This window comes from Pelagimonas varians, from assembly GCF_003208435.1.
In the GTDB taxonomy this organism is placed as follows: domain Bacteria; phylum Pseudomonadota; class Alphaproteobacteria; order Rhodobacterales; family Rhodobacteraceae; genus Pelagimonas; species Pelagimonas varians.
Genome location: NZ_QKMF01000009.1, coordinates 52847 through 75734, shown reverse-complemented (window position 1 = coordinate 75734; position 22888 = coordinate 52847). Strand labels below are relative to the sequence as shown.

The 22888-nt window shown below is 56.3% G+C and carries 21 protein-coding genes; 12 read left to right on the top strand and 9 right to left on the bottom strand.

Annotation, left to right across the window (positions count from 1 at the left end):
* Nucleotide 1: 1 nt before the first annotated feature.
* The 3 genes from nusA to C8N36_RS13180 all read right to left on the bottom strand — a co-directional run bounded on the left by nusA (nucleotide 2) and on the right by C8N36_RS13180 (nucleotide 3121).
* The gene (gene nusA, locus C8N36_RS13190; protein ID WP_097805171.1) at nucleotides 2-1615 is read right to left on the bottom strand and encodes a transcription termination factor NusA; all 1614 of its coding nucleotides are present in this window, start codon (nucleotides 1613-1615) and stop codon (nucleotides 2-4) included.
* A 5-nt stretch (nucleotides 1616-1620) separates the two neighbouring features.
* A complete protein-coding gene (gene rimP / locus C8N36_RS13185; RefSeq protein ID WP_097805245.1) occupies nucleotides 1621-2202 on the bottom strand; it encodes a ribosome maturation factor RimP in 582 nt (193 codons plus the stop codon).
* Nucleotides 2203-2416: 214 nt separating this feature from the next.
* On the bottom strand, nucleotides 2417-3121 hold the full coding sequence (locus C8N36_RS13180; RefSeq protein WP_097805172.1) for a hypothetical protein: 705 nt from the start codon (nucleotides 3119-3121) through the stop codon (nucleotides 2417-2419).
* A gap of 145 nt (nucleotides 3122-3266) precedes the next feature.
* Here C8N36_RS13180 and C8N36_RS24360 point away from each other — a divergent pair, with 145 nt between their 5' ends.
* From C8N36_RS24360 to C8N36_RS13145, 6 genes are all read left to right on the top strand, one after another.
* Nucleotides 3267-4022, top strand: coding sequence for a hypothetical protein (locus C8N36_RS24360; RefSeq protein WP_211318242.1), 756 nt, complete (start codon nucleotides 3267-3269; stop codon nucleotides 4020-4022).
* A gap of 216 nt (nucleotides 4023-4238) precedes the next feature.
* Nucleotides 4239-4421 carry a hypothetical protein gene (locus C8N36_RS13165; protein WP_097805175.1) on the top strand — a complete coding sequence of 61 codons (183 nt, stop codon included), beginning with the start codon at nucleotides 4239-4241 and terminating at the stop codon, nucleotides 4419-4421.
* Nucleotides 4422-4610: 189 nt separating this feature from the next.
* On the top strand, nucleotides 4611-5084 hold the full coding sequence (gene smpB / locus C8N36_RS13160) for an SsrA-binding protein SmpB (protein ID WP_097805176.1): 474 nt from the start codon (nucleotides 4611-4613) through the stop codon (nucleotides 5082-5084).
* Between the two features lie 100 nt (nucleotides 5085-5184).
* The gene (locus C8N36_RS13155) at nucleotides 5185-5475 is read left to right on the top strand and encodes a hypothetical protein (RefSeq protein WP_097805246.1); all 291 of its coding nucleotides are present in this window, start codon (nucleotides 5185-5187) and stop codon (nucleotides 5473-5475) included.
* Nucleotides 5476-5567: 92 nt separating this feature from the next.
* Nucleotides 5568-6425 carry a 3-mercaptopyruvate sulfurtransferase gene (gene sseA, locus C8N36_RS13150; RefSeq protein WP_097805177.1) on the top strand — a complete coding sequence of 286 codons (858 nt, stop codon included), beginning with the start codon at nucleotides 5568-5570 and terminating at the stop codon, nucleotides 6423-6425.
* A complete protein-coding gene (locus tag C8N36_RS13145; protein WP_097805178.1) occupies nucleotides 6425-7609 on the top strand; it encodes an amino acid aminotransferase in 1185 nt (394 codons plus the stop codon). Before sseA ends, C8N36_RS13145 begins: the two co-directional genes overlap by 1 nt.
* A gap of 195 nt (nucleotides 7610-7804) precedes the next feature.
* On the opposite strand, the gene C8N36_RS13140 is transcribed toward C8N36_RS13145, so the two are convergent.
* The 5 genes from C8N36_RS13140 to C8N36_RS13120 form a co-directional block, all read right to left on the bottom strand.
* On the bottom strand, nucleotides 7805-10765 hold the full coding sequence (locus C8N36_RS13140) for an error-prone DNA polymerase (protein ID WP_097805247.1): 2961 nt from the start codon (nucleotides 10763-10765) through the stop codon (nucleotides 7805-7807).
* A 65-nt stretch (nucleotides 10766-10830) separates the two neighbouring features.
* On the bottom strand, nucleotides 10831-11736 hold the full coding sequence (locus tag C8N36_RS13135) for a metal ABC transporter permease (RefSeq protein WP_097805179.1): 906 nt from the start codon (nucleotides 11734-11736) through the stop codon (nucleotides 10831-10833).
* Nucleotides 11736-12932 (bottom strand): metal ABC transporter permease, encoded by a 1197-nt coding sequence (locus tag C8N36_RS13130; protein WP_097805180.1) that lies wholly within the window; start codon nucleotides 12930-12932, stop codon nucleotides 11736-11738. Before C8N36_RS13130 ends, C8N36_RS13135 begins: the two co-directional genes overlap by 1 nt.
* A gap of 5 nt (nucleotides 12933-12937) precedes the next feature.
* Nucleotides 12938-13732 carry a zinc ABC transporter ATP-binding protein AztA gene (aztA, locus tag C8N36_RS13125; RefSeq protein ID WP_097805181.1) on the bottom strand — a complete coding sequence of 265 codons (795 nt, stop codon included), beginning with the start codon at nucleotides 13730-13732 and terminating at the stop codon, nucleotides 12938-12940.
* Nucleotides 13733-13735: 3 nt separating this feature from the next.
* Nucleotides 13736-14692: a metal ABC transporter solute-binding protein, Zn/Mn family gene (locus tag C8N36_RS13120; protein ID WP_097805248.1), complete on the bottom strand. Its 957-nt coding sequence runs from the start codon at nucleotides 14690-14692 to the stop codon at nucleotides 13736-13738.
* A 163-nt stretch (nucleotides 14693-14855) separates the two neighbouring features.
* Here C8N36_RS13120 and deoC point away from each other — a divergent pair, with 163 nt between their 5' ends.
* The 4 genes from deoC to rlmH all read left to right on the top strand — a co-directional run bounded on the left by deoC (nucleotide 14856) and on the right by rlmH (nucleotide 19862).
* Nucleotides 14856-15860 (top strand): deoxyribose-phosphate aldolase, encoded by a 1005-nt coding sequence (gene deoC, locus C8N36_RS13115; RefSeq protein ID WP_097805182.1) that lies wholly within the window; start codon nucleotides 14856-14858, stop codon nucleotides 15858-15860.
* A 21-nt stretch (nucleotides 15861-15881) separates the two neighbouring features.
* Nucleotides 15882-18224 (top strand): aldehyde dehydrogenase family protein, encoded by a 2343-nt coding sequence (locus tag C8N36_RS13110; protein ID WP_097805183.1) that lies wholly within the window; start codon nucleotides 15882-15884, stop codon nucleotides 18222-18224.
* Between the two features lie 791 nt (nucleotides 18225-19015).
* A complete protein-coding gene (gene rsfS / locus C8N36_RS13105) occupies nucleotides 19016-19390 on the top strand; it encodes a ribosome silencing factor (RefSeq protein ID WP_097805184.1) in 375 nt (124 codons plus the stop codon).
* Nucleotide 19391: 1 nt separating this feature from the next.
* On the top strand, nucleotides 19392-19862 hold the full coding sequence (gene rlmH / locus C8N36_RS13100; protein ID WP_097805185.1) for a 23S rRNA (pseudouridine(1915)-N(3))-methyltransferase RlmH: 471 nt from the start codon (nucleotides 19392-19394) through the stop codon (nucleotides 19860-19862).
* Between the two features lie 38 nt (nucleotides 19863-19900).
* Here the strand turns inward: rlmH and C8N36_RS13095 are convergent, their stop codons facing one another.
* Entirely contained in the window at nucleotides 19901-20704 is an 804-nt protein-coding gene (locus C8N36_RS13095) for an undecaprenyl-diphosphate phosphatase (RefSeq protein ID WP_097805249.1), read from the bottom strand.
* Nucleotides 20705-20928: 224 nt separating this feature from the next.
* Between C8N36_RS13095 and C8N36_RS13090 the strand changes: the two genes are divergently transcribed.
* Both C8N36_RS13090 and C8N36_RS13085 read left to right on the top strand, forming a co-directional pair.
* Entirely contained in the window at nucleotides 20929-22365 is a 1437-nt protein-coding gene (locus C8N36_RS13090) for an NAD(P)-dependent oxidoreductase (protein ID WP_097805186.1), read from the top strand.
* Nucleotides 22366-22446: 81 nt separating this feature from the next.
* Nucleotides 22447-22887, top strand: coding sequence for a GFA family protein (locus C8N36_RS13085; protein ID WP_245910810.1), 441 nt, complete (start codon nucleotides 22447-22449; stop codon nucleotides 22885-22887).
* Nucleotide 22888 lies beyond the last annotated feature (1 nt).

The window sequence follows — 22888 nt, the reverse complement described above, 5'->3', positions numbered from 1 at the left end:
TTTAGTCCTCTTCGCTTTCAAATTCGCCTTCGTCACCGTCGGCGTCGGGTTCCAGCTCGGTTGGGTCAACCCAACCCAGCAGAACGCGCGCGGTCATGACCATAGTCTGTGCGTCTTCCAAGCTTAGATCAAATTTCTCAAGCAGACCGTCGTCTTTGACGCGCTTGCCATCTTCGGTTGTCCAGCCACCGGCCAGTTCCCAATCCGCACAAGTGGCGAAATCTTCGAGAGACAAAACACCATCTTCAGCCAAAGCTTCGACCATTTGTGGCGTTAGACCTTCGAAACCGATCAGGTTGTCCTGAACGCCCAATTCTTGTGCCCGCTCCAGGGCTTTCTTTGCTTGTGCTTCCAAGAACTCACGTGCACGGGTCTGCAGCTCGTTTGCGGTGTCGTCGTCAACACCGTCAATCACCAGCAGTTCGTCTTTTTCAACGTAGGCAACTTCTTCGAGATTGGTGAAGCCTTCGGAAACCAGCAATTGAGCAAAGAATTCGTCGACATCCAGCGTTTCGATGAACAGCTTGGTGCGTGTTTCGAATTCTGCCTGACGGCGCTTGGATTCTTCTTCTTCGGTCATGATGTCGATATCAAGACCCGTCAGCTGAGAGGCCAGACGCACGTTTTGTCCACGGCGGCCGATGGCCAGCGACAGCTGTTCATCCGGAACCACGACTTCGATACGCTCGGCTTCTTCATCCAGAACCACTTTGGTGACTTCTGCGGGCTGCAGCGCGTTCACAAGGAAGGTCGGAACATCTTCATTCCATGGAATGATGTCGATTTTTTCGCCTTGCAGTTCGTTCACAACAGCCTGCACACGGCTGCCGCGCATACCAACGCAGGCCCCGACAGGATCAATGCCGCCATCATGAGAGATCACAGCGATCTTTGCACGCGAACCGGGGTCACGGGCTACAGCTTTGATTTCGATAATGCCATCATAGATTTCTGGCACTTCCATTTTGAACAACTCGGCCATGAATTCAGGCGCTGTGCGGCTCAGGAAGATCTGCGGGCCACGGGTCTCGCGGCGAACGTCCTTGATGAAGCAGCGGATACGATCACCGGGGCGATAGCTTTCGCGGCCGATTTTTTCGTTGCGGCGCAACATGCCTTCGCCGCGACCAACATCAACGATGACGTTGCCATATTCTTCGCGTTTGACAGAGCCATTGATAATGGTGCCGTTGCGATCCTGGAATTCTTCGAACTGACGATCACGTTCGGCTTCACGCACCTTTTGCAAGATAACCTGCTTTGCCGATTGCGCCGCGATACGGCCAAGTTCCACTGGGGGCACTTCTTCGACATAGGTGTCGCCGATTGTTGGTTCAGCCATGTATTGTTTGGCTTGCTCAACGGTGAATTCAGACTGGTAGTTTTCCAGATCTTCTTCCGCGACCACGGTACGGACACGGGTAAAGGTGGCTTTACCGTTCTTGCGGTCGATAGACACGCGAATGTCCATTTCTGCGCCGTAACGCGACTTTGCCGCCCGAGCGAGCGATTCTTCCATCGCTTCGATAACCAGACCGGGGTCGATCATCTTTTCGCGCGCAACCGCTTCGGCGGTCTGCAGTAGTTCCAGCTGGTTGGCAGATGTGATTGCCATCGCTCTTACTCCTCCTGCGGGCCGTCTTCGGCCTCGATCTCGTCAAACTTGGTTTCGTCTACGGCTTGGTCTTTGCGGGCGCGTAGCATTTCTTTGACCAACTCGTCCGTCATGACCAGCTTGGCTTCGACCAGCCAGTCATAGTTCAGACCAACCGTAATTGTTTCGCCGTCCTGATCGAGATTGACCAAGACGTCCTGACCTTCGACGCCGGCAACGATTCCGCGAAAGCGTTTGCGCCCGTCGATCAAATCAGCCGTTTCTAATTTGGCTTCGTAGCCTTCGTAGTTGGCAAAGTCCTTGAGGCGGGTCAAAGGACGGTCAACACCGGGGCTGGACACTTCGAGGGTGTAAGTCTCGGACACCGGATCTTCGACATCAAGGATAGCGCTGACCGCAATCGAGAGTTGGGCGCATTCGTCCACTTCGATTCCGCCCTCAGGGCGTTCGGCCATAATCTGTAGGGTTTTGGTGTTTCCGCCCATTAGACGAATACGCACCAGCTCCAACCCCATATCTTCGATAACGGGGGTGATGATTTCAGCCAGGCGCCGATCCATGGCGGATTTGGCGATCAAGTCACTCATGTTAGCTTGCCTTTCGGGCATTTCGATTTTGCAGGCTGCGTTGCCTGCGGACACAAAAAAACGGGCCAGCGGCCCGTTCCGAAATTTCGGTGGGCGCTGGGTTTGGACCCCAGCACGCCGCTGTTGAGGGGGATATAGGGGAGAACAGTCAATGTGGCAAGGGGATTCGCCGCGGGGGCGCGAACCTGCGCGAAATCAAGCCATGTCCTGCCTGTTAGCTGACCTCGATCACACTTTTGTCGATCGACAGAACATAGCCGCGCCGCGCAATGTTTTTGACCAGCAGTTCAGACACCAGTTGGTTGCCTAGCCCGTCGCGCAGGCGTTTTATACGTGTTGCACCGGCGGCCTCTTCGCAATCAACTTCGCTGCGGCCGGAAATCACGGCTTCAATCTGGGCACCCGTCATGATGTCGTCATCCATGCGCGCTTCGGCCAAGACGGCCATGGTTTCCATCATGGCATCGGTCAACTTAAATCCCATGGTGTTCAGGTAGACTTTGTTTTCTGTGCGCGACAATACCAATGAGCTGACTTCGATTCCGGATCTTTCGATCGTTGCCATGCGGCGGTTCAACGTGACCAGCATAACCAAGAACACCATCGCGGCGATCAACATGGCCGCTGCAAAAATCAGCAGAACAAAGATCACCATTCGGTAACTGGTCAAAGTGTCCCCGAAGGCAGTGCCGGATTGCGCAAGAATTTCGAGCAGCTGAACCACTGGCTGAGCCGTCAGGTTGTCGTTCTCGATAAAAATCTTTTCGACGCGGGTGTTGAATGCATTGGCGTCCGGCAGGGTCAGCAAAAGCATTACGCCCGCCAGAACGAGGATTGCGACAATCACACAAATTCCAATGGTGACGATTCGGTTGCCCGCGCGCAGGCTGTCAGTAACGGAGGTAGTAAGCACCAGCATTCGCTTTCTTAGCACCCGAGGGGGTGGTTTCAGATAGGCCGACAACATTCAGCAAGGTCCAGCCGCCAGAGGCGACGCGGCCGCTTGCGGATCGTGCAGCAGAGCTGGCGCTTGGGCAAGATCCTGAAATTGACAGGATTCCGTAGTGCAAGCGCAGCGGATTGTCCTTTTTGGCTTTGTATTCAACAAAGCAATCAGCCAGCGCCCCGGTTGGCAGGGCGAGCGCGAAGAGCAGGGGGATTATGAAATGTCTCATGCCTTCAGACTGCGCCGAGGGGCGGTGAAATTCAATAACATGCAATCATCTAGGGCTTTTTTCGGATGGACATTCGATAACCGGGCGCTGTTATTGCCCGATTTTGGTGGGCTCGGGCAGGTTTGTTTCATCGGCGCTGGATCGCAGCGCAAAAACAAAGATACCCGAGAGGAGAACACGATGTCTGCCAAGTTCATAACCGGTGTTATCACCGTCGCCGCCCTGATTGCCGCAATTGCCGCGGCCCCCGCACAGGCCCGTAATAATGACGACGCCTTTAAAAAGTTTGTGATCGGAGCAGGGACAATCTACCTGCTGCATGAGTTGGTCAACAATCAGCACTATGGCGGTAACAAAAAGAAAGTCGAGCGGCATGGCGGCGGCGGTGGGCATGGTAAATATGGCCGCCATGGTGGTCATGGTGCCAAAAAGGCCCCGATCCCACGTCGCTGCATCCGCAAGGTGGGCGGCAGAGACCACACCCGACGCGTCGCAAATCGACACTGCCTTAAGCAAAGTTACCGCAGCTTTAACCGCCTGCCTTCCGCATGTAAGACCCGCTACCGTCAGCATGGTGAAAAGCGGAAAGGTTACGGATTGCGCTGTTTGAGGAATCACGGTTTTCGTGTGTCTGGTCGCCACTGAACCAAAAGTGAGAGCCGTCTCGCGCATGCTAACGCGGGCCATTAAGGGGGGCGTTCCCGCCCCCACCCAGTTAAGGGGCTCCGGGGTTCGGGGCTCCTTTTTCGTGCATCGCCAGTTTTGATACTTCTGTGATCTGGCTATGTCGCACCTAATAGCTGTCGCCAAACCGATGCCAGCGGGTTAGCCTTAGAACAACGCTTCAATTGGAGAGATGCCGTGAAACATGTTCCCAAGGACACCACTGATGATGCCCTGATCCAAGAATTCCTGAACAAAGGTGGCACCGTTACCAAAGGCAAAACCAAGCCGCAAAAGCCTGAGTTGGGCCTGTCTAAGGGCGTGTGGGGGCAGACATTGACCAAGGAAGAGAAGGCAGCACGCGACAAGTTGAAAAAATGAATTGGCTCAAGGAAGGCAACAGCTTGAGTCTTGTCGTGATCGGGGGCTGGACGTTGTTTGTGTCGCAAGGCGTCTGCAGACTAGGAAAAAGCCCTACTTGACGAGCTGACGGGTTGCAGCGCTGATAACCGACCGCGTCTTCGTCGCTCACCCCTGTACACCGTCATCTGCAACCACTATCTACCCAGTATGGCTAAGAAACCCGTATCAGACCCGAATTATAAAGTGATCGCCGAAAACCGGCGTGCGCGCTATGACTATGCTATCGCTGATGACATCGAGTGCGGAATCATTCTGGCCGGGTCAGAGGTGAAGTCCCTGCGCGAAAACAGCGCAAATATTGCCGAAAGCTATGCGGCCGTAGAGGACGGCGAGTTGTGGCTCGTGAACTCTTACATTGCCCCCTACACACGTGCCATGTTCAGCCACGAAGAACGCAAACGACGCAAGCTGTTGGTATCGCGCAAAGAACTGTCGCGGCTGTGGAATGAAACCCAGCGCAAGGGCATGACGCTTGTTCCGTTGGTGATGTATTTCAATCATACCGGCAAAGTTAAGATCAAAATCGGCATCGCCAAAGGTAAGAAGAATCACGACAAACGTGAAACTGATGCCAAGCGTGATTGGGGCCGCCAAAAGGCGCGACTGCTAAAGCAAAGTTAAGGGGAACGAACGGGGCTTGTTCCCGTGATCCCGAAGCCGCCTTTTCCCTATGGTCAGCACTGTAACCCTGAAAAGTCGGGGATGTGTGGAGGGAACACAAATGGAAATGATTATTGGTCTGATTTCAGGCGCAATTGGCGGCAATGCGGCTGGCGGCTTGCTCAAAAACTTGAATCAAGGGATGCTCATCAACACGCTGGCGGGCATTGTCGGTGGCGGCTTGGGAAGTACGATTTTGTCGACGCTTGGCGCGGGCGATATGGCCGGTGCTGCGGGCGCGGTTGGCTCGCTTGATATCGGTTCGATTGTTGGCCAGGTTCTGGGCGGCGGTGTTGGCGGCGGGGCGATTTTGGCGATTGTCGGGGTCATCCGCAACAAAATGGCCGGCTAAACGCTATTTTGAGGGCTGTGCGGTTAGTCCTGCTTGCATGCACAGCCCCTCGGGCCTATTGACGGATTGATCCAATTATCCGGGGGTATGCCATGTCTTACGACGATCCCAAAACGCTGGTCTCAACCGACTGGTTGGCCAAGCATATCAAAGATCCAGATTTGCGCATCTTGGATGCAAGTTGGTACTTGCCGGCCATGGGCCGCGATGCCAAAGCCGAATATGAAGCCGGTCATATTCCGGGCGCGCGCTTCTTTGACATTGATGACGTCTCTGACCAACGATCGACGCTGCCGCATATGGTGCCGCCAATCGAAAAATTCATGTCGCGTTTGCGGGCCATGGGTGTGGGAGACGGCCATCAAGTTGTTGTTTATGATGGTGCGGGCGTGTTCTCCGCAGCCCGCGTGTGGTGGCTTTTCCGCTTGATGGGGCAGGACAATATTGCTGTGTTGGATGGCGGATTGCCGAAGTGGCAAGCCGAAGGCCGCGAGATCGAAGATCTTCCGCCGGTGATTCGCGACCGTCACATGACCGTGCGCCGTCAGGCCCATTTGGTGCGGGATGTCACGCAAGTGTCGTCGGCTTCAAAACTGCGCGACCATGAAATCATCGACGCCCGCGCACCGGGCCGGTTCCGGGGCGAAGAGCCCGAGCCGCGCGAAGGTATGCGAGCAGGCCACATACCGGGTGCCAAAAACGTGCACTATGCCTTTTTGCAAAATGGCGACGGCACGATGAAAGATCCGGCTGGTTTGAAGGCAGCCTTCGAGGCTGCGGGCGTTGATCTTGGTATGCCAGCCATCACTTCTTGTGGATCGGGCGTTACAGCATCGATCCTGAACTTGGCGCTTGAGGTGATCGGCAAGCGCGACCATTCCCTTTATGACGGGTCGTGGAGCGAGTGGGGGCAGTTCCCCACACTTCCCGTCGCCACCGGAGAAGACTGATGTTCGAGACTCTCAAAGAACAACCTGCAGATAAAATTTTGCAGTTGATGCAGCTGTACCGCGAAGACCCGCGCGAAGATAAAATTGATCTTGGCGTCGGCGTTTACAAAGATGCCACCGGCAAAACACCGATCATGCGCGCTGTAAAAGCGGCAGAAAAGAAGCTTTGGGAAGAGCAAGATACCAAAGCTTATACCGGCCTTGCCGGTGATCCTGCGTTTGCAGATGCTATGATCAATCTGGTGCTTTCGGATGCCGTTGCACGCGGTAATGTGGCTGCGGTTGCGACACCCGGTGGCACCGGCGCGGTGCGTCAGGCCTTTGAAATGGCACGATTGGCAAATCCTGATGTCCGGGTGTTTGTGTCTGATCCAACTTGGCCAAACCATGTTTCGATCCTGAACTATCTGGGCATCGAAGTGGTGAGCTATCGCTATTTCGATGGTGAAACCCGCGGCGTGAATTTTGATGCGATGATGGAGGATCTGGGCAAAGCTGGTCCGGGTGATCTTGTCTTGCTGCACGGCTGCTGCCACAACCCGACTGGTGCGAACCTGAACCTTGTCCAATGGCAAGCGGTCGTGGACCTGTTGAACAAAACCGGCGCGGTTCCAATGATCGATATCGCCTATCAGGGCTTTGGCGATGGATTAGAGCAAGACGCTGCGGCTGTGCGTTTGGTCGCGTCATCTGTTCCCGAATGCCTTATCGCGGCAAGCTGTTCCAAAAACTTCGGTGTGTACCGTGAGCGGACTGGCCTGTTGATGGCCGTATCTGCGGACCCCTCGAAGACATCGTTGAACCAAGGCACTTTGGCGTTTTTGAACCGCCAGAATTATTCTTTCCCGCCCGATCATGGGGCGCGTGTTGTGACCATGGTCTTGACTGATCCAGCACTGAGGGCTGATTGGGCTGCAGAGCTTGAAGAAGTCCGCAATTCTATGCTGGGGCTGCGCGAACTGCTGGCGTCTGAATTGCAGCGTGCGTCAGGGTCGGACAGATTTGGGTTTATCGCCCAACATCGCGGTATGTTCTCGCGACTGGGCGCGTCGGGTGAGCTGGTTCAAAAACTGCGCGACGAGCATGGGATTTACATGGTTGGCGATTCCCGGCTGAATATTGCGGGTTTGAACAAGCAGACGGTGCCGATCTTGGCCGATGCGATCATCAAAGTCGGCATGTAGGAACTACTACTAGGAAATGTGGGTGGGCCCGCCTGGATAAGTCAATCCCCGCTCTAAAGGCGGGGGTTTTACGTTGGTGCGCTTTTTGTGCGGCGTGCTTTGAGGTAGATGTTGCTTTGTCTTGTGAGGCTAGAAGCCTCCGGCGGGGATATTTAGAGACAGAAGAAGATTGAGGCATTTTGACTTCTTCTGTCCTTAAATATCCCGGGGTGAATGCGGGTTTCCCGCAGAGGGGCTGGCCCCTAACCTGCCCGCCGCAGGCGATGGCGTTAAAAAGTGCCGCAGCAAGCCCAATGGATGGCCGCGCAGGGATAGGCGTGTGGAGACGTAATCTTCAACAACCTCTTCTCCGGGGCGCATCCTTGGCAGTTGCGTAGTAGGTTCATGGATGGCCTCACCGTCCATATCCAATGCAAAAAGTGGCAGTTCGGGGCCTTTGGCTAAGGCCTTGGTATCCCAAAGTGCCTCGCGTCTGGTCAGACCAGTGGTTGCAAAGGCATCGGCTTCGGCCAGTCGCGTCAGAATATCGGGGCCAAGCCCTGCCTTGCGCCAGACATCCCGCACGGATTGATACCCGTTGCCGCGTGCCACTGTTAGCCAGCTTGCATCTTCTTCGCGCAGGCCTTTGACCTGACGAAAGCCAAGGCGCAGGGTCAATCGCCCTTGGTCGTCGGGTTCCATGACATTGTCCCAAAAACTGGCGTTGATGCAGACTGGGCGCACGCTGACGTGATGTTCGCGGGCGTCGCGGACGATCTGCGCGGGGGCATAAAACCCCATGGGCTGGGAATTTAGCAGCGCGCAAGCAAAGATGCCGGGGTAGTGGTGTTTGATCCAAGCTGAGGCATAGACCAGCAAGGCAAAGCTGGCGGCATGACTTTCGGGAAAACCGTACGATCCAAAACCTTCGATTTGGGAAAAGCAGCGGGCCGCGAAATCGTCTTCATAGCCGTTCTTGCGCATGCCGCGCATAAAGAGGTTGCGGAACTCGGATACGTTGCCGTGTTTCTTGAAGGTGGCGAGGGAGCGGCGGAGCCGGTCGGCTTCGGTCGGGGTAAAACCTGCGCCGATAATGGCAATTTGCATGGCTTGCTCTTGGAACAGCGGCACGCCCATGGTTTTGCCCAAGACAGCCCCAAGTTCATCAGAAGGGAAGCTGACGGCTTCTTCACCATTGCGGCGGCGGATGTAGGGGTGGACCATGTCGCCTTGGATCGGGCCGGGGCGGATGATGGCGACTTCGATAACCAGATCGTAAAAATTGCGCGGCTTCATCCGCGGCAGAAAATTCATCTGCGCACGGGATTCGACCTGAAACACGCCGATGCTGTCGGCCTTGCAGAGCATATCGTACACGCGTGGGTCTTCTGGAGGCAGGGTCGCCAGCGTGTGTGTTTGGCCGTGGTGGCGGGCGATCAGATCAAAGCCCTTGCGGATACACGTTAACATGCCGAGCGACAGCACATCGACCTTGAGGATGCCAAGCGCGTCGATGTCATCTTTGTCCCAGCAGATAACCGTGCGGTCCTCCATGCTGGCATTTTCAATCGGAACCAGTTCGTCAAGCCGCCCTTCGGTGACGATAAAGCCGCCCACATGTTGTGACAAGTGGCGCGGAAACCCGATGATTTCTGTGACCAGTTCCAAGGTCAGTTGCAGCTGGCGATCGTTTGGATCAAGGCCAATTTCACGCATGCGGCTTTCCTCGAGCCCTTTGGCCGAGAAGAACCCCCAGAGCTGTGAGCTGAGTGCGCCGATGGTGTCTTGGGTAAGGCCCATGGCGGTGCCGACTTCGCGGATGGCGCGTTTGCCGCGGTAATGGATGACGGTAGCACATAGGCCGGCACGGTGGCGACCGTAGCGTTCATAGATGTGCTGGATGACCTCTTCGCGGCGTTCATGTTCAAAATCAACGTCAATATCCGGTGGTTCGTCGCGGGCTTCCGAGACAAACCGTTCGAACACCATTGTGCCGATTTCGGGGCTGACAGAGGTAACGCCAAGGCAAAAGCAGACCACGGAATTGGCCGCAGAGCCGCGACCCTGACACAAGATATTGCGGGATCGGGCAAAGGTGACGATGTCGCGAACAGTTAAGAAGTATGGTTCGTATTTGAGTTTGCCGATAAGTGTCAGTTCATGTTCCAGCATGGACCGCACTTTGTCGGTGGCACCATCTGGATAACGCCAGCGTAGACCTTTGAGGGCAAGGCGGCGCAGGCGTTCCGGGGCGGTTTCATTTTGTGCGACCTCGGATGGATATTCGTAGCGCAGGGAGCCGAGATCGAATTGGCAGGCTTCGGCCAGTGTTGCAGCGCGTGCGGCGGCATCCGCGTGAGGGCCGAGGATGCGGCGCATTTCGAGTTCGGAGCGCAGGCGCTGTTCGCTATTGGCAAGGGTGCCGCGCCCGAGCTTTTCAACGCGGGTGCCGGTGCGGATGGCGGTCAGGACATCGGCGAGACGGCGGCGGCGCCCGTGATGCATACGCGGCGCGGCGCTGGCAACGGTTGGGATGTTCAAGGCCTGGGCAAGCTTGGCTTGAGTATCAAGTCGCGATGGGTCTTGGCCGTCGTAGCAGGGCGATAGCGCAAGATATGTGCCTTGGGGGAGGCGGCGCGTCAGTTGCTGCGCGTGGTTCAACCAGTCATCCGCGCCGCGCGGCTGGTGTTGTATGTGTGGAGGGGGATGCAGGATCAGGCGCAGGCCGGTCATGTCTGCTGGCAGGTCGGACAAGTATAGGGTGCAGTTGCCTTTTTCCGCCCGTAGGCGCCCTTTTGACAGCAGGCGGCACAGTTTGGCCCAGCCATCGCGGCTGGCGACGAGGGCGGTTGCCTCGATTCCTTCGGTAAATTGCAGGCGGGCGGCGGGGATCAAGCGCGGGACATTGTTGATATGGGCTGAGGCGGGTTTGGGCAGATGTATCGGAGCGGGCGGTCCGATGGGGCCATTTTGGGTTTCGGTCTGGGCGCGCTCGGCCACTTGCCGCGCGATGTCGCGCATTTTGGTATGGGCCCGTACGATGCCAGCAACGGAATTCACATCCGCAATGGCAATGGCGCTTAGCCCGATGAGGGCGGCACGATCCATATACTCCTCAGGATGAGAAGCCCCGGTGAGAAAGGTGAAGTTGGAGGTTATGCAAAGCTCGGCAAACATGACATGAAGTATATTCATGTTTTGTTCTTTTGTGGAGTCGAAGTTGTCAGTCTGGTTGTGATAGTCTATGCGCGGCGGTGCGGCGCGAAAAGAGCTGTGATTGCAAGGATTAAGCCGGACACTGTGGCAATCATACCCGCTGCCGAGACAGAGGCCGCTGCACCAATCCACATGGGGCCATAACCCGCCAGCACATATCCGATGATCGCCGACAGGCAGGCAAAGACCATCGACCAGCCTATTTGTGATTCGAGACGGTTGGTCATCAGACGCGCTGCCGCAGGTGGACAGATGAACATCGCGATCACGATGATGGACCCCACAGCATCAAAGGCGGCGACAGCGGCCAAAGCAGCCATAACAACGATTCCAAGACCGATAAGGCCCGTGGGCAGGCCTACCGAACGGGCAAAGCCTTCGTCGAAGGTGGACAGTTTCAAGGGACGCCAAAACAGCCAGGTCAGACCTGCAACAACAAGCAGCGCCAAGGCCATTCGCAGCAGTTCGGGTGGTAGGCCAGACAAGGCCGCAGGATCGGCCAGCGAGGACCAGCCAACCGCATCGAGCCAGATCAGGCTTTCGAGGTTTCCATAAAGCGCGTGTTCCACATCTAGGTGAACGCCTGAGGTGTCTGATTGTTCCAATAGCAGCACACCGCCAGCAAACATGGCGGTAAACACCACGCCCATCGCCGCACCGGGTTCGACTTTTCCAAGGCGGCGAATGGCTTCGATCAACACAACGGCCACGAGGGCTGCGGCTGCGGCCCCGAACATCATGGGGATGGTGGAAATCACGCCGGTGATCAAAAAGGCTACAACAATGCCGGGCAGAACGACATGCGAAATCGCGTCACCAATCAAGGATTGGCGGCGCAGCAATAAAAAGTTTCCGGGCAGGGCGCAGGCCATAGCGGCCAACATGCCGATCACGATTGGCGGCAGCGACAGGGCGACAAATTCATAACCCATCAGGCAGCTCCTTGCGGGCTGAGGCGTGCATCCAGCAACTTGACTTGATCGGGGGTCAGAACATCACCAATCCGGGTCAGCCCGTCGTCACGAACGGCAAGGCTGGACAGCGTTTCAATGCGGCGCAACGCTTGCCAGCGGTTTTCATCCAGCAAGGCCTGCGCTGCTGCGTTGCGGCCTTTGTCGGTGGGGACGCCGTCGGCGCGCATCAATCCGCGTGACCGCAGCATACGTTGGGTCAGGCTTTCATACACAGGTTGCCCATGGGCAAGGGCCAGCAGGCCTTGGCGCAGGTGGACCTCGTGCTGCAATTGGCGATGACGCAGGGCCGAGGCGAGGACGCCGCGCGACGGGGCCAGCAGCAAGGACAAAGCAAAGAGCGTAAAAGAGACCAGAACGATGATCGGACCAGTGGGCAGATCCGGTGCAGTGGCCGATAATGCAGCCCCGATATAACCGGACATTCCACCAAACAAGGCTGCCAATTGTGCAACGCGGCTGGCGTTTTCCGTCCAGAACCGCGCGGCTACAGCGGGGATGATCAGCATCGCGACAATCAAAATCAAGCCGACGATTTTTAGCCCCACAACCGTGACGGCCAGAACCAGAACCATCAACGCCATATCTATGCGCGCCGTGTTCAGGCCCTGCACTTGGGCATAGCCTTCGTCGAAGGCGGTCATCAGCATTGGGCGGCGCAGCAGGATCGTTGCCCCCAGTACAATGGCCCCGCCCGCGGCGATCACCAGTGCGTCGCTGCGCAGCATGCCTGCGGTCGATCCGAGCAAGAAGCCTTCGAGGCCGGCTTGGCGGCCTGATTGCATGGTTTGGATGACTGTAAGTAGCACAATGCCAAAGCCGAAAAAGACCGACAGAACAGCGCCAATGGCGGCGTCTTCGGGCAAACGGGTTTTGCGGGTGATCCAGCTCACGGCATAAAGGCCTGCCCATGCGGACAAAGCCGACCCGAGCATCAATCCGGGCAAAAAACGCCCGTCGCCGCCAAAACCAACCATAACCAGAAACGCCAACGCCAAACCGGGCAAGGTTGCGTGGCTGATGGCATCAGATACCAAGGCCCGCTTGCGCAAGTACAAAAACGCCCCGACCGCGCCAGCAGCCACGCCCAAAGCGGTACTGCCAAGCGTCACCAATACGGCGTTGTAACCGAGCTGAAGAGTTAGCGCTTCGAACATTGGGATTATCCCGCGCGGGCGATCAGCCCATCCCCCAAACGGCCGCCATAGGTGGCGTGCAGGGCGTCTTGGGTAAAGGCCGCTTCGACAGAGCCTTCGCCCATACGGCGCCGGTTGATCAGGAACACCCGGTCAAAATAATCTTCAACCGTCGATAGATCGTGATGCACGGCCACAACGGTTTTACCCTCGTTGCGCAATTCCTTGAGAACGGTGATAATCGCGGCTTCGGTTGCGGCATCGACCCCTGCAAAAGGTTCATCCAGCAAATATAGATCCGCCTCTTGTGCCAAAGCGCGAGCAAGGAACACACGCTGCTGTTGGCCACCGGACAGCTGACCAATCTGGCGATCCGCGAAATCTTGCATGCCGACGCGGGTGAGGCATTCCATGACCTTTGCATGATGTTTGGCACGAACACGGCGCAACAGGCCCAATTCACGGAACAGGCCCATCATTACCACATCGCGCACCTGCGTCGGGAAATCCCAATCTATGCTGGCCCGCTGCGGAACATAGGCAATGCGTGCACGTTGGCTGTCGAGTGAGCCGCCCCAAGTGGTCACACGGCCCGCAAGAGGTTTGATAATACCCAAAGCGGCCTTGAGCAAAGTGGACTTGCCAGCCCCATTTGGCCCGATGATGGCGGTCATCGTTCCAGCTTCGATCGTCATGTCGACCGAAAACACCACAGGTTCACTGCCATAGGAAACCGTCACACCGCGCAAGGCCAAAGGGCTACCTGTCAGGTTTTCGGAAACCATCTGGCCGTTGTCTGTGGCAAGCTCAACTGCTGTCATGACTTAAACCTTTGCATTCAATTTGCCGTCCATACCGCCTTCGGGGACATCAGCCCCCAACGCGCCTGCAATAACGGTGACGTTGTGATCAATCATCCCGACATAGGTGCCTTCATAGGTCCCCGGTTCGCCCATTGCGTCGGAAAACAGCTCTCCGCCGATTTTGACGGTGTGGCCTTGGGCTGCCGCCCCTTCGATCAAGGCGCGAATGTTGCGATCGGAAACCGAAGTTTCGACAAACACCGCGCTGATTTTGCGCTGCACGATCTCGTCAACAAGTGTGCGGATGCGTTGTAGCCCTGCCTCGGAATCGGTTGAGATCCCTTGGATACCCATGACCTCAAACCCGAACTGGCGGCCAAAATAGCCAAAGGCATCATGGGCGGTGACCAAAACACGGGCCTCTTGAGGGATTTGAGCTGTGGATGTGGCGGCATAGTCGCCAACGCGATCAACCTGCACCAAATACGCAGCGGCATTGGCAGTAAAGGCCTCGGTCGCATCGGGGCGCTGGGCGATCAGCGCATCGCGGGTGGCGACAACCGCATGGCGCCACAATTGCGGTGCCATCCAGATATGGGGATCGGGGCGATTTTCGTAATCTGCATGGTGCAGCAATTGATCTTTTGGGGTCGCTTCGCCAACAGCGGCCACAGGTACACGTGCCGCCAGCGTTTCGATGAAATGTTCTAACTGCGCCTCAAGGAACAGACCGTTCCACAGTAACAAGTCAGCGCGTGTCATCGCGACAATGTCGGACCGGGTCTGGCGATACCCGTGCGGATCAACACCGGGGCCCATCAAGGCCCGAACGTTGACCAGATCGCCGCCGATTGCCCGAGCAGCGTCGGCAATCATTCCGGTTGTCGCAACCACTGTCAAAGGCCCCGCGGCGAAGGCCCGGGTTCCTAGTAACGGTGTGGTGGCCAATCCAGCCAGAATCGAGCGGCGTGAAAGCATAAAATTCTCCATGTTCAATGTGAATATGATAATCATTCGCAAGAAGTCAATGCTCTTGCGACTTATTCGCAATAAGAAATTGACTGCTCGGTCAAAATCGCTTGAAATTTGATCACGCCTTTGGCTAGGGTGCAGTTTGCCTTTTGGTCTAACGGAGGACACTATGGCGCAACTTGGATCGCAGACAGGGACCACATTGGACACTCCGCAATTGCCTCAGACAATCGAACCCCGCAATCCGGGGATGGATTTGGATATGGACCGCGTGATGCATGCGCGCGCCAACCGTTCAGCGATTGAACGGCGGGCGAAAACGCTGCCGGGTCGGCGGTCGGTCAAAAAGGACTTTCAGGCCGCATGGTTGGCGCGGGCTATTTCCTGCATCGACCTTACAACGCTGGCAGGTGACGACACTGCTGGACGCGTGCTGCGGCTTTGCGCAAAAGCAAAACAGCCCGTGCGGGCCGATCTGCTTGAGGCGCTGGGGATGCAAGGTCTGACCACGGGTGCGGTCTGCGTTTATCACGACATGATCCCGCATGCCCTAAAAGCGCTAGAAGGCACAGGCATTCCTGTTGCAGCGGTTTCGACCGGATTTCCGGCGGGTCTGTCACCGTTTCACCTGCGCATCGCCGAGATCGAAGAAAGCGTCAAAGCAGGCGCAGAAGAGATCGACATCGTGATTTCGCGCCGTCTGGTTCTGAACGGCGATTGGCAAGGGCTCTATGACGAGATGCGGGCCTTTCGAGCGGCGTGTGGTGATGCCCATGTCAAAGCAATCCTCGCCACGGGCGAGCTTGAGACATTGCAAAACGTCGCGCGCGCCAGTCAGGTTTGCATGATGGCAGGCGCTGATTTCATCAAAACCTCAACAGGCAAAGAACCTGTTAACGCGACGCTTCCGGTGTCACTGGTGATGATGCGGGCGATCCGCGAATACTATGAAGAAACCGGTTATCGCGTTGGCTACAAACCAGCGGGCGGAATTTCCAAAGCCAAGGATTCGATCAACTATCTGGCGCTGGTCAAAGAGGAACTCGGGGATCGCTGGTTGCGGCCCGATCTGTTCCGCTTTGGGGCGTCATCATTGCTGGGCGATATTGAACGCCAGTTGGAACATCACGTGACGGGTGCCTATTCGGCCTCTTGGCGCCACGCCGCCGGTTGATCGGCGCAGAAGGATACGGATATGACCGTTAAAGACATTTTTGAGAGCATGGACTACGGTCCGGCACCAGAATCCGCAGGCGATGCACTGGCCTGGATTGTTGATCAAGGCAGCAAGTTTGGCCATTTCATCGATGGCAGTTTCACCGCGCCGGGTGAAGGATTTGAAAGCCGCAATCCCGCAACGGGTGAAGTGCTGGCAACCTTGACACAAGCCAGCCAGTCCGACGTCGACACTGCCGTCGAAGCGGCGCGCAAAGCGCAACCGGCTTGGGCCAAACTCGGCGGGGCCGGCCGTGCGCGTTATTTGTATGCCCTTGCGCGCCTGCTTCAAAAACATTCACGCCTTTTTGCGGTTCTCGAAAGCCTTGATAATGGCAAACCGATCCGCGAAGCGCGCGACATTGATATTCCCCAAGCTCAGCGGCATTTCTATTACCATGCGGGCATGGCGCAACTGATGGAGAGCGAACTACCGGATGCACAGGCGCTGGGTGTCTGCGGTCAAATCATCCCGTGGAACTTTCCGCTTTTGATGTTGTCGTGGAAAATCGCGCCGGCGCTGGCAATGGGCAACACCGTGGTCCTCAAACCTGCGGAATGGACATCGCTAACAGCTTTGTGTTTCGCGGACATCTGCCGTCAGGCGGGCCTCCCCAAAGGGGTTGTGAACATTGTCACCGGCGACGGCGACGTCGGGGAAATGATCGTCAAGGCAGAGGTCGACAAAGTGGCCTTTACCGGGTCAACCGCAGTTGGCCGCCGTATCCGCGAAGCAACCGCAGGCACTGGCAAAGCGCTGACACTCGAATTGGGCGGAAAATCCCCTTACATCGTCTTTGAAGATGCCGATATCGACAGCGCTGTCGAAGGCTTGGTGGATGCGATTTGGTTCAATCAGGGGCAAGTCTGCTGCGCCGGGTCGCGTCTGTTGGTGCAAGAAGGTATTTCCGAACGCTTTCACGCCAAACTGCGCGCCCGTATGGACAAGCTGCGTATTGGCGACCCATTGGACAAATGTATTGATGTTGGGGCGATTGTTGATCCGGTTCAGCGTGACCGGATTGCAGCATTGGTCGATGCGCATGGTGGCGAGGGTGAGGTCTATCAACCGGCCTGCGATCTGCCCGACGGCTGTTATTACCCGCCAACATTGGTTTCCAACCTCTCTCAGGCTTCGGCGCTGATGCAAGACGAAATCTTTGGGCCGGTGCTGGTTTCGAGCACCTTTCGAACCCCCTCCGAAGCAATCATGCTGGCCAACAACACCCGCTATGGTTTGGCGGCGTCGGTATGGTCCGAAAACATCAATGTTGCGCTGGATATCGCGCCCAAATTGGTTGCCGGAATTGTCTGGATCAATGGTACGAACATGATGGATGCAGCCGCTGGCTTTGGCGGTGTACGCGAAAGCGGCTTTGGCCGGGAAGGTGGCTGGGAAGGTCTTGCCGCCTACACCAAGCCTAAAAACACAGGCAAAGCGTTGAAACCTGTTGCCGCGTTTGAAGGTGACACGGCGGAGCCACAGCCGGTGGACCGGACCGCAAAGCTTTATATCGGCGGCAAACAAGCGCGGCCTGACGGGGGCTATGCACGCGATGTCTATGACAAATCGGGCAAGCTGATTGGTCAGGCCCCGATTTCGAGCCGCAAGGATGTGCGCAACGCCGTTGAGGCGGCGCGCGCAGCATCAGGTTGGACGGGGGCCACCGCGCATAATCGGGCGCAGGTTCTATATTTCCTCGCGGAAAACCTGGCGACACGAAAAGACGAATTTGCAGCCCAGATCAACCGGATGACGGGCGGAAAATCCGGTGCGGCAGAAGTGGACGCTTCGGTGGATCGTCTGTTCACCTATGCGGCTTGGGCGGACAAATTTGACGGGCAAGTGCGCCAAGTGCCCATGCGAGGTGTTGCTTTGGCAATGCGCGAAGCCTGCGGCGTTATCGGTGTGTTTTGTCCGGATGACCTTCCGCTTTTGGGCCTCGTTTCGGCCATGGCCCCGGCGATCGCGATGGGTAACCGCGTGGTTCTGGTTGCATCAGAACCTTTCCCCTTGGCGGCGACGGATTTTTACCAAGTGCTCGAAACATCGGATGTGCCGGGCGGGGTGGTCAACATTTTAACCGGTAGCCATGAAGAACTTGCACCTTCTTTGGCGACGCATATGGACGTTGAGGCCGTTTGGTCTTTCTCTGGCGCTGACATTTCTGCGGCCGTTGAAAAGGGCGGGGCGGGCAATCTCAAACGTACTTGGGTTAATAACGGTTTCGCCCGCGATTGGATGGGGGCCGCAGGCGCTGGCCGGGAGTTTTTGGAAGCAGCGACAGAAGTCAAAACGGTTTGGGTGCCTTACGGAGCCTAGAGGGATTGGGTGGGGGCAATCTCGCCCACCTCGTTTTGTTTGAAATGCATCGGTGATTCTCTAATCAGAAGGCTTTGACCTGAGCGCGTTGGTGGGCAATCGGCAACAACCTGCAACCTTTCGCCGGTAGGCGCGGGAGGAAACGGTTTCATTTGATTGCGCACTTTGGTGTGCCACAAGGGCTGGCTGAGACCGCCTTCGGACAGTTGAAACGATCCCGGATTTTTACGATCTACGGGCCTGTGTTGTTTTCGCAAAAATGCCTCAAGTTGGGATAGAGAGTCTGGGTGACGACGCTGGTGTTCGGGTGCCTATGGTAAAGAATTTTTCCGGTAACGTGTTTGTATAAACACTTAATTTTCGGAAGTGTTGCGGTTTTTGGGTTTGATGGGCTGCTGGTTTTAATGCCGCTCGTGCAAGGTCTTTTAAACTTAAGGCGGGCCCAAGCCGCAATTTGGACTGTGCAGCGGCCTTTGGCGAAAGGTGCAGATGGGCCTCGAGTGGGCATGTTTTGCCAAGCAGGCTAGCGTTCGAAGGAGCCCTCGGATGTGCAAAAGTTCCGGGCGCGCACTGGCCAATTGGGCACCCTGATACAGGTTAGCGCTTGTAAAGACGGGGGTCTCCTCTGTAAAAGCCCGCGTTTGCTAGGCTGAACATTGAGATTTAACTGACTCGGTGCTATCTTGGCTGTGTGCCCGGCGTCGGGGCTGTGTCGGCGTGCAACCAATTAGGAGGACAATGTCCTGTCATCTTTGGCAAATGCGGGTGATTCCGCTGAGCAGGGGAACCCCATGAGCGGCGAACCCCAAGTAACTGCGACAAGCGAAAATATCCTTGCCGCTACTCTCGAAATTCTTGACGATAACAAAGCCGAAGACGTGGTGGTGGTAAACCTTCGCGGCAAGTCTTCTGTGTGCGATAGCATGGTTATTTGTTCGGGTCGGTCGACCCGTCAGGTGGCGGCTGTTTCGGACAAGCTGGTCGAAGAGCTGAAGCATCGTCTTGGTGTGCTGTCCTCTGTTGAGGGCAAGGAAACCGGCGATTGGGTTCTAATCGACGCGGGCGATGTGGTGGTCCATGTGTTCCGCCCCGAAGTGCGCGAATTCTATCAGCTTGAAAAGATGTGGGTGCCGATTTCCAAGGGCGCCGCACCAGCCGCGCAGTAACATGCGGGTTCATCTGTGTGTTGTGGGGCGGCTGCGGGCCGGCCCGGAACGCGATTTGATCGATGACTACCTCAAGCGATTTGATAAAACCGGGCGGGCGCACAGCCTCGGCCCGGTTTCTGTTCATGAAGTTGAAGACAAAAAAGGTGGTGGCATGGCGGCAGAGGCCAAGCTGCTGCGTAAAGCCTTGCCAACTGGCGCGGTGATCTGCGCACTGGATGAACGCGGCGAAGTGATGACGTCACCAGCCTTTGCACATCGTATGGAACGTTGGCGCGACACAGGTGCCCAAGATCTGGCATTTGTTATCGGCGGCGCAGATGGGATTGATCCATCGCTGCGCTCCGAGGCGAACCAACTTCTGTCGTTTGGCAAAATGGTTTGGCCGCATATGCTTGTGCGGGTCATGCTGTCGGAACAACTTTACCGCGCGGCCAGCATATTGGGGAACAGCCCGTATCACAGGGTGTGATTGCGGTCGCCGCCCCAAGCTTCTTCTGATCTTGGACTTCAGCTGTACGCAATGCCGAGCAGGATCACGCCCAAGATTACTCTGTAAATGACGTAGGGAGTAAAATTGACTGATTTTAGCAGGCGCATCATGAGCGTCAGAGCTGCGAGGGCTGAAACAAAGGCCATGGCGGCGGCGATAGCGCCGTCACGGGCAGCTTGGGCGTCTGCTGTTGTGGCAACCTCAAGTCCGAGCAACGTGCCCGAGGCAATAATTGTCGGGATTGACATCAGCATCGACAATTTGGCGGCGTCTTGTCGGGAGTAGCCCAGTTTTCGGGCACCGGTGATTGTGATGCCGGAACGGGATGTGCCGGGGATCAGGGCGACAGCTTGCCATAGGCCCATTATCATCGCGTCTTTCAGCGTCCAGTCGGTATCGGTCTTGGTTTCTGTGCCGGTCCGGTCAGCCCAATAGAGCACAAGCCCAAAGCCAAGCATGGTCCATCCAATCACAGCGGTTGAGCGGAGCATATCGCTCAGGCCGGTTACCTTTAGGATCAAGCCAAAGAAAATGACGGGAATCGTTGCCAGAATCAGCAAGAAAGCGAGGTGACTGCCGGGGGTGTCTACACGTCCCTTTGCTAGCCGGGGCAACCCAAGTGCAGCCAGTTTGACATCAGGCCAAAAGTACAAAATGACTGCAAATAGTGTGCCGACATGGACCGCCACATCGATAATTTGACCCTGATCCTCTGTTCCGAGTAGATTCGGCAGAAGAATCAGATGACCGGATGAGGAAACCGGAAGGAATTCTGTAATCCCTTGGATCAACGCGAGAATAAGCAAATAAGTATAGGTCATCAAAAACGTCCAAACTGACTGTTGGCCGTTTGTATAACTTGTTGTATTTTTGTGAAAAGCTTTAAGTTGGATCCGCATCGGACCTTAAATTTCCACTTTTGTCGGATTTGGAAGTGTCGTCGGGCAAATAAAACGAATTTACGTCAGCAATGCTGACTTTTATTCTATTTCGCCTTTGTATATGCAGTGCCGACCCAAGTTCTTTCGAGAAAGAGGCAATGCCAATGGCCAAGCAGCCGATGCTCAAATTTATATCCGTAGATCGCGACATGCCCCAAAAGCGTGATGCAGACACGCGCAATCAGGATTTTGACGAAATCTACGCCGAGTTTGCCGCTGCGAAAGCAGAAGAGCAATCGAGCCGTTGTAGCCAATGCGGTGTTCCGTATTGCCAAAATCACTGCCCATTGCACAACAACATTCCCGACTGGTTGCACCTGACCGCAACGGGCCGTTTGGAAGAGGCGTATCAAGTCAGCCAAGCGACAAATACGTTTCCGGAAATTTGTGGACGTATCTGCCCGCAGGACCGCCTGTGTGAAGGCAATTGTGTGATTGAACAATCCGGTCATGGAACAGTGACGATCGGATCGGTCGAGAAATACATCACCGACACGGCTTGGGAAAAAGGCTGGGTCAAACCAGTGAAGCCGGCACACGAACGTACAGAAAGCGTTGGCATTATCGGGGCTGGTCCCGGCGGTCTGGCTGCGGCGGACATGCTGCGCCGCGCCGGTGTTCAGGTCACGGTTTACGACCGTTATGACCGCGCAGGCGGCCTGCTGACTTACGGCATCCCCGGCTTCAAGCTGGAAAAAGACATCGTTATGCGGCGCAACAAGCAGCTCGAAGACAGCGGCGTCACCTTTGTGATGAACTGCGAAATCGGCAAGGACGTATCCTTTGCCGAGCTGCAAGCAAAACATGATGCGCTGATCGTGGCGACAGGCGTATACAAAAGCCGTGACTTGGGCGGGCCCGGTGCCGGTGCCAAAGGGATTGTCAAAGCGATTGACTATTTGACAGCGTCGAACCGCGCGGCAAATTTTGGTGACACTGTTGCCGAATTCGAAAGCGGCGAGTTGAACGCAAGCGGCAAAAAAGTTGTTGTCATCGGCGGCGGCGATACGGCGATGGATTGTGTGCGTACAGCCGTCCGCCAAGGCGCAACCAGTGTGAAATGCCTGTACCGACGGGACAGGGCCAACATGCCGGGGTCGCAGCGTGAAACTCAGAATGCCGAAGAAGAAGGCGTGCAGTTCGAGTGGCTGACAGCGCCTAAGGGCTTCAAGGGGGATGCGGTCGAAGCCGTAATCGTTGAGAAGATGCGCCTTGGTGCACCAGATGCTTCTGGCCGTCAAAGCCCCGAAGTGATCGAAGGGTCCGACTATGACGAACCCGCCGATCTGGTAATTAAAGCGCTTGGTTTCTCACCCGAGGATCTGCCGACGCTTTGGGACCAGCCTGAATTGGAAGTCACCCGTTGGGGCACCATCAAGTCGGAATTCACAACCGGCCGCACAGCGATGCCCGGCGTCTACGCCATTGGCGACATCGTGCGCGGTGCCAGCCTTGTGGTTTGGGCGATCCGCGATGGCCGCGATTGCGTAGAGGCGATCTTGCAAGACATGAACGCCAAAGCGGCAGTGGCCGCCGAGTAAGCCCCGGCAACCGGGCGCGTTCGAAAGGGCAATCAGGCTGGCCGCATGTTGTGGCCAGCTTTCAGGCAAGGAACATGTAACATGACAGAGAAAACCGGAGGATGCATGTGCGGAGCAGTACGCTTTGTCGCGTATGATGTTCCGACCAGTTTTGGGGCCTGTCATTGTGAAATGTGCCGCCGCTGGACGGGGTCTGCCTTGCTGGGCGTCACGGTGCCCGAAGATCGGGTGGTGTGGGAAGATGAACGCCACCTAAACCGCATTGCTTCGTCCGACTGGGCCGAACGCGGTTTTTGCAGTCAATGCGGAACCGGGTTGTTTTTTCGGGTCACACAAGCCGGGGAATGGTCTGGTGGCATTGAACTGCCAATCGGAATTTTCGACGATCCAACCGGGTTCGAGATGAACAACGAGATCTATATCGACCACAAACCAGATAGTTTTGCCTACGCTGGAAGCGGGCGAAAACTGATGACCCGTGCAGATTGTGTTGAAAAATTCAGCGTTTTGGATGAGGCGTAAC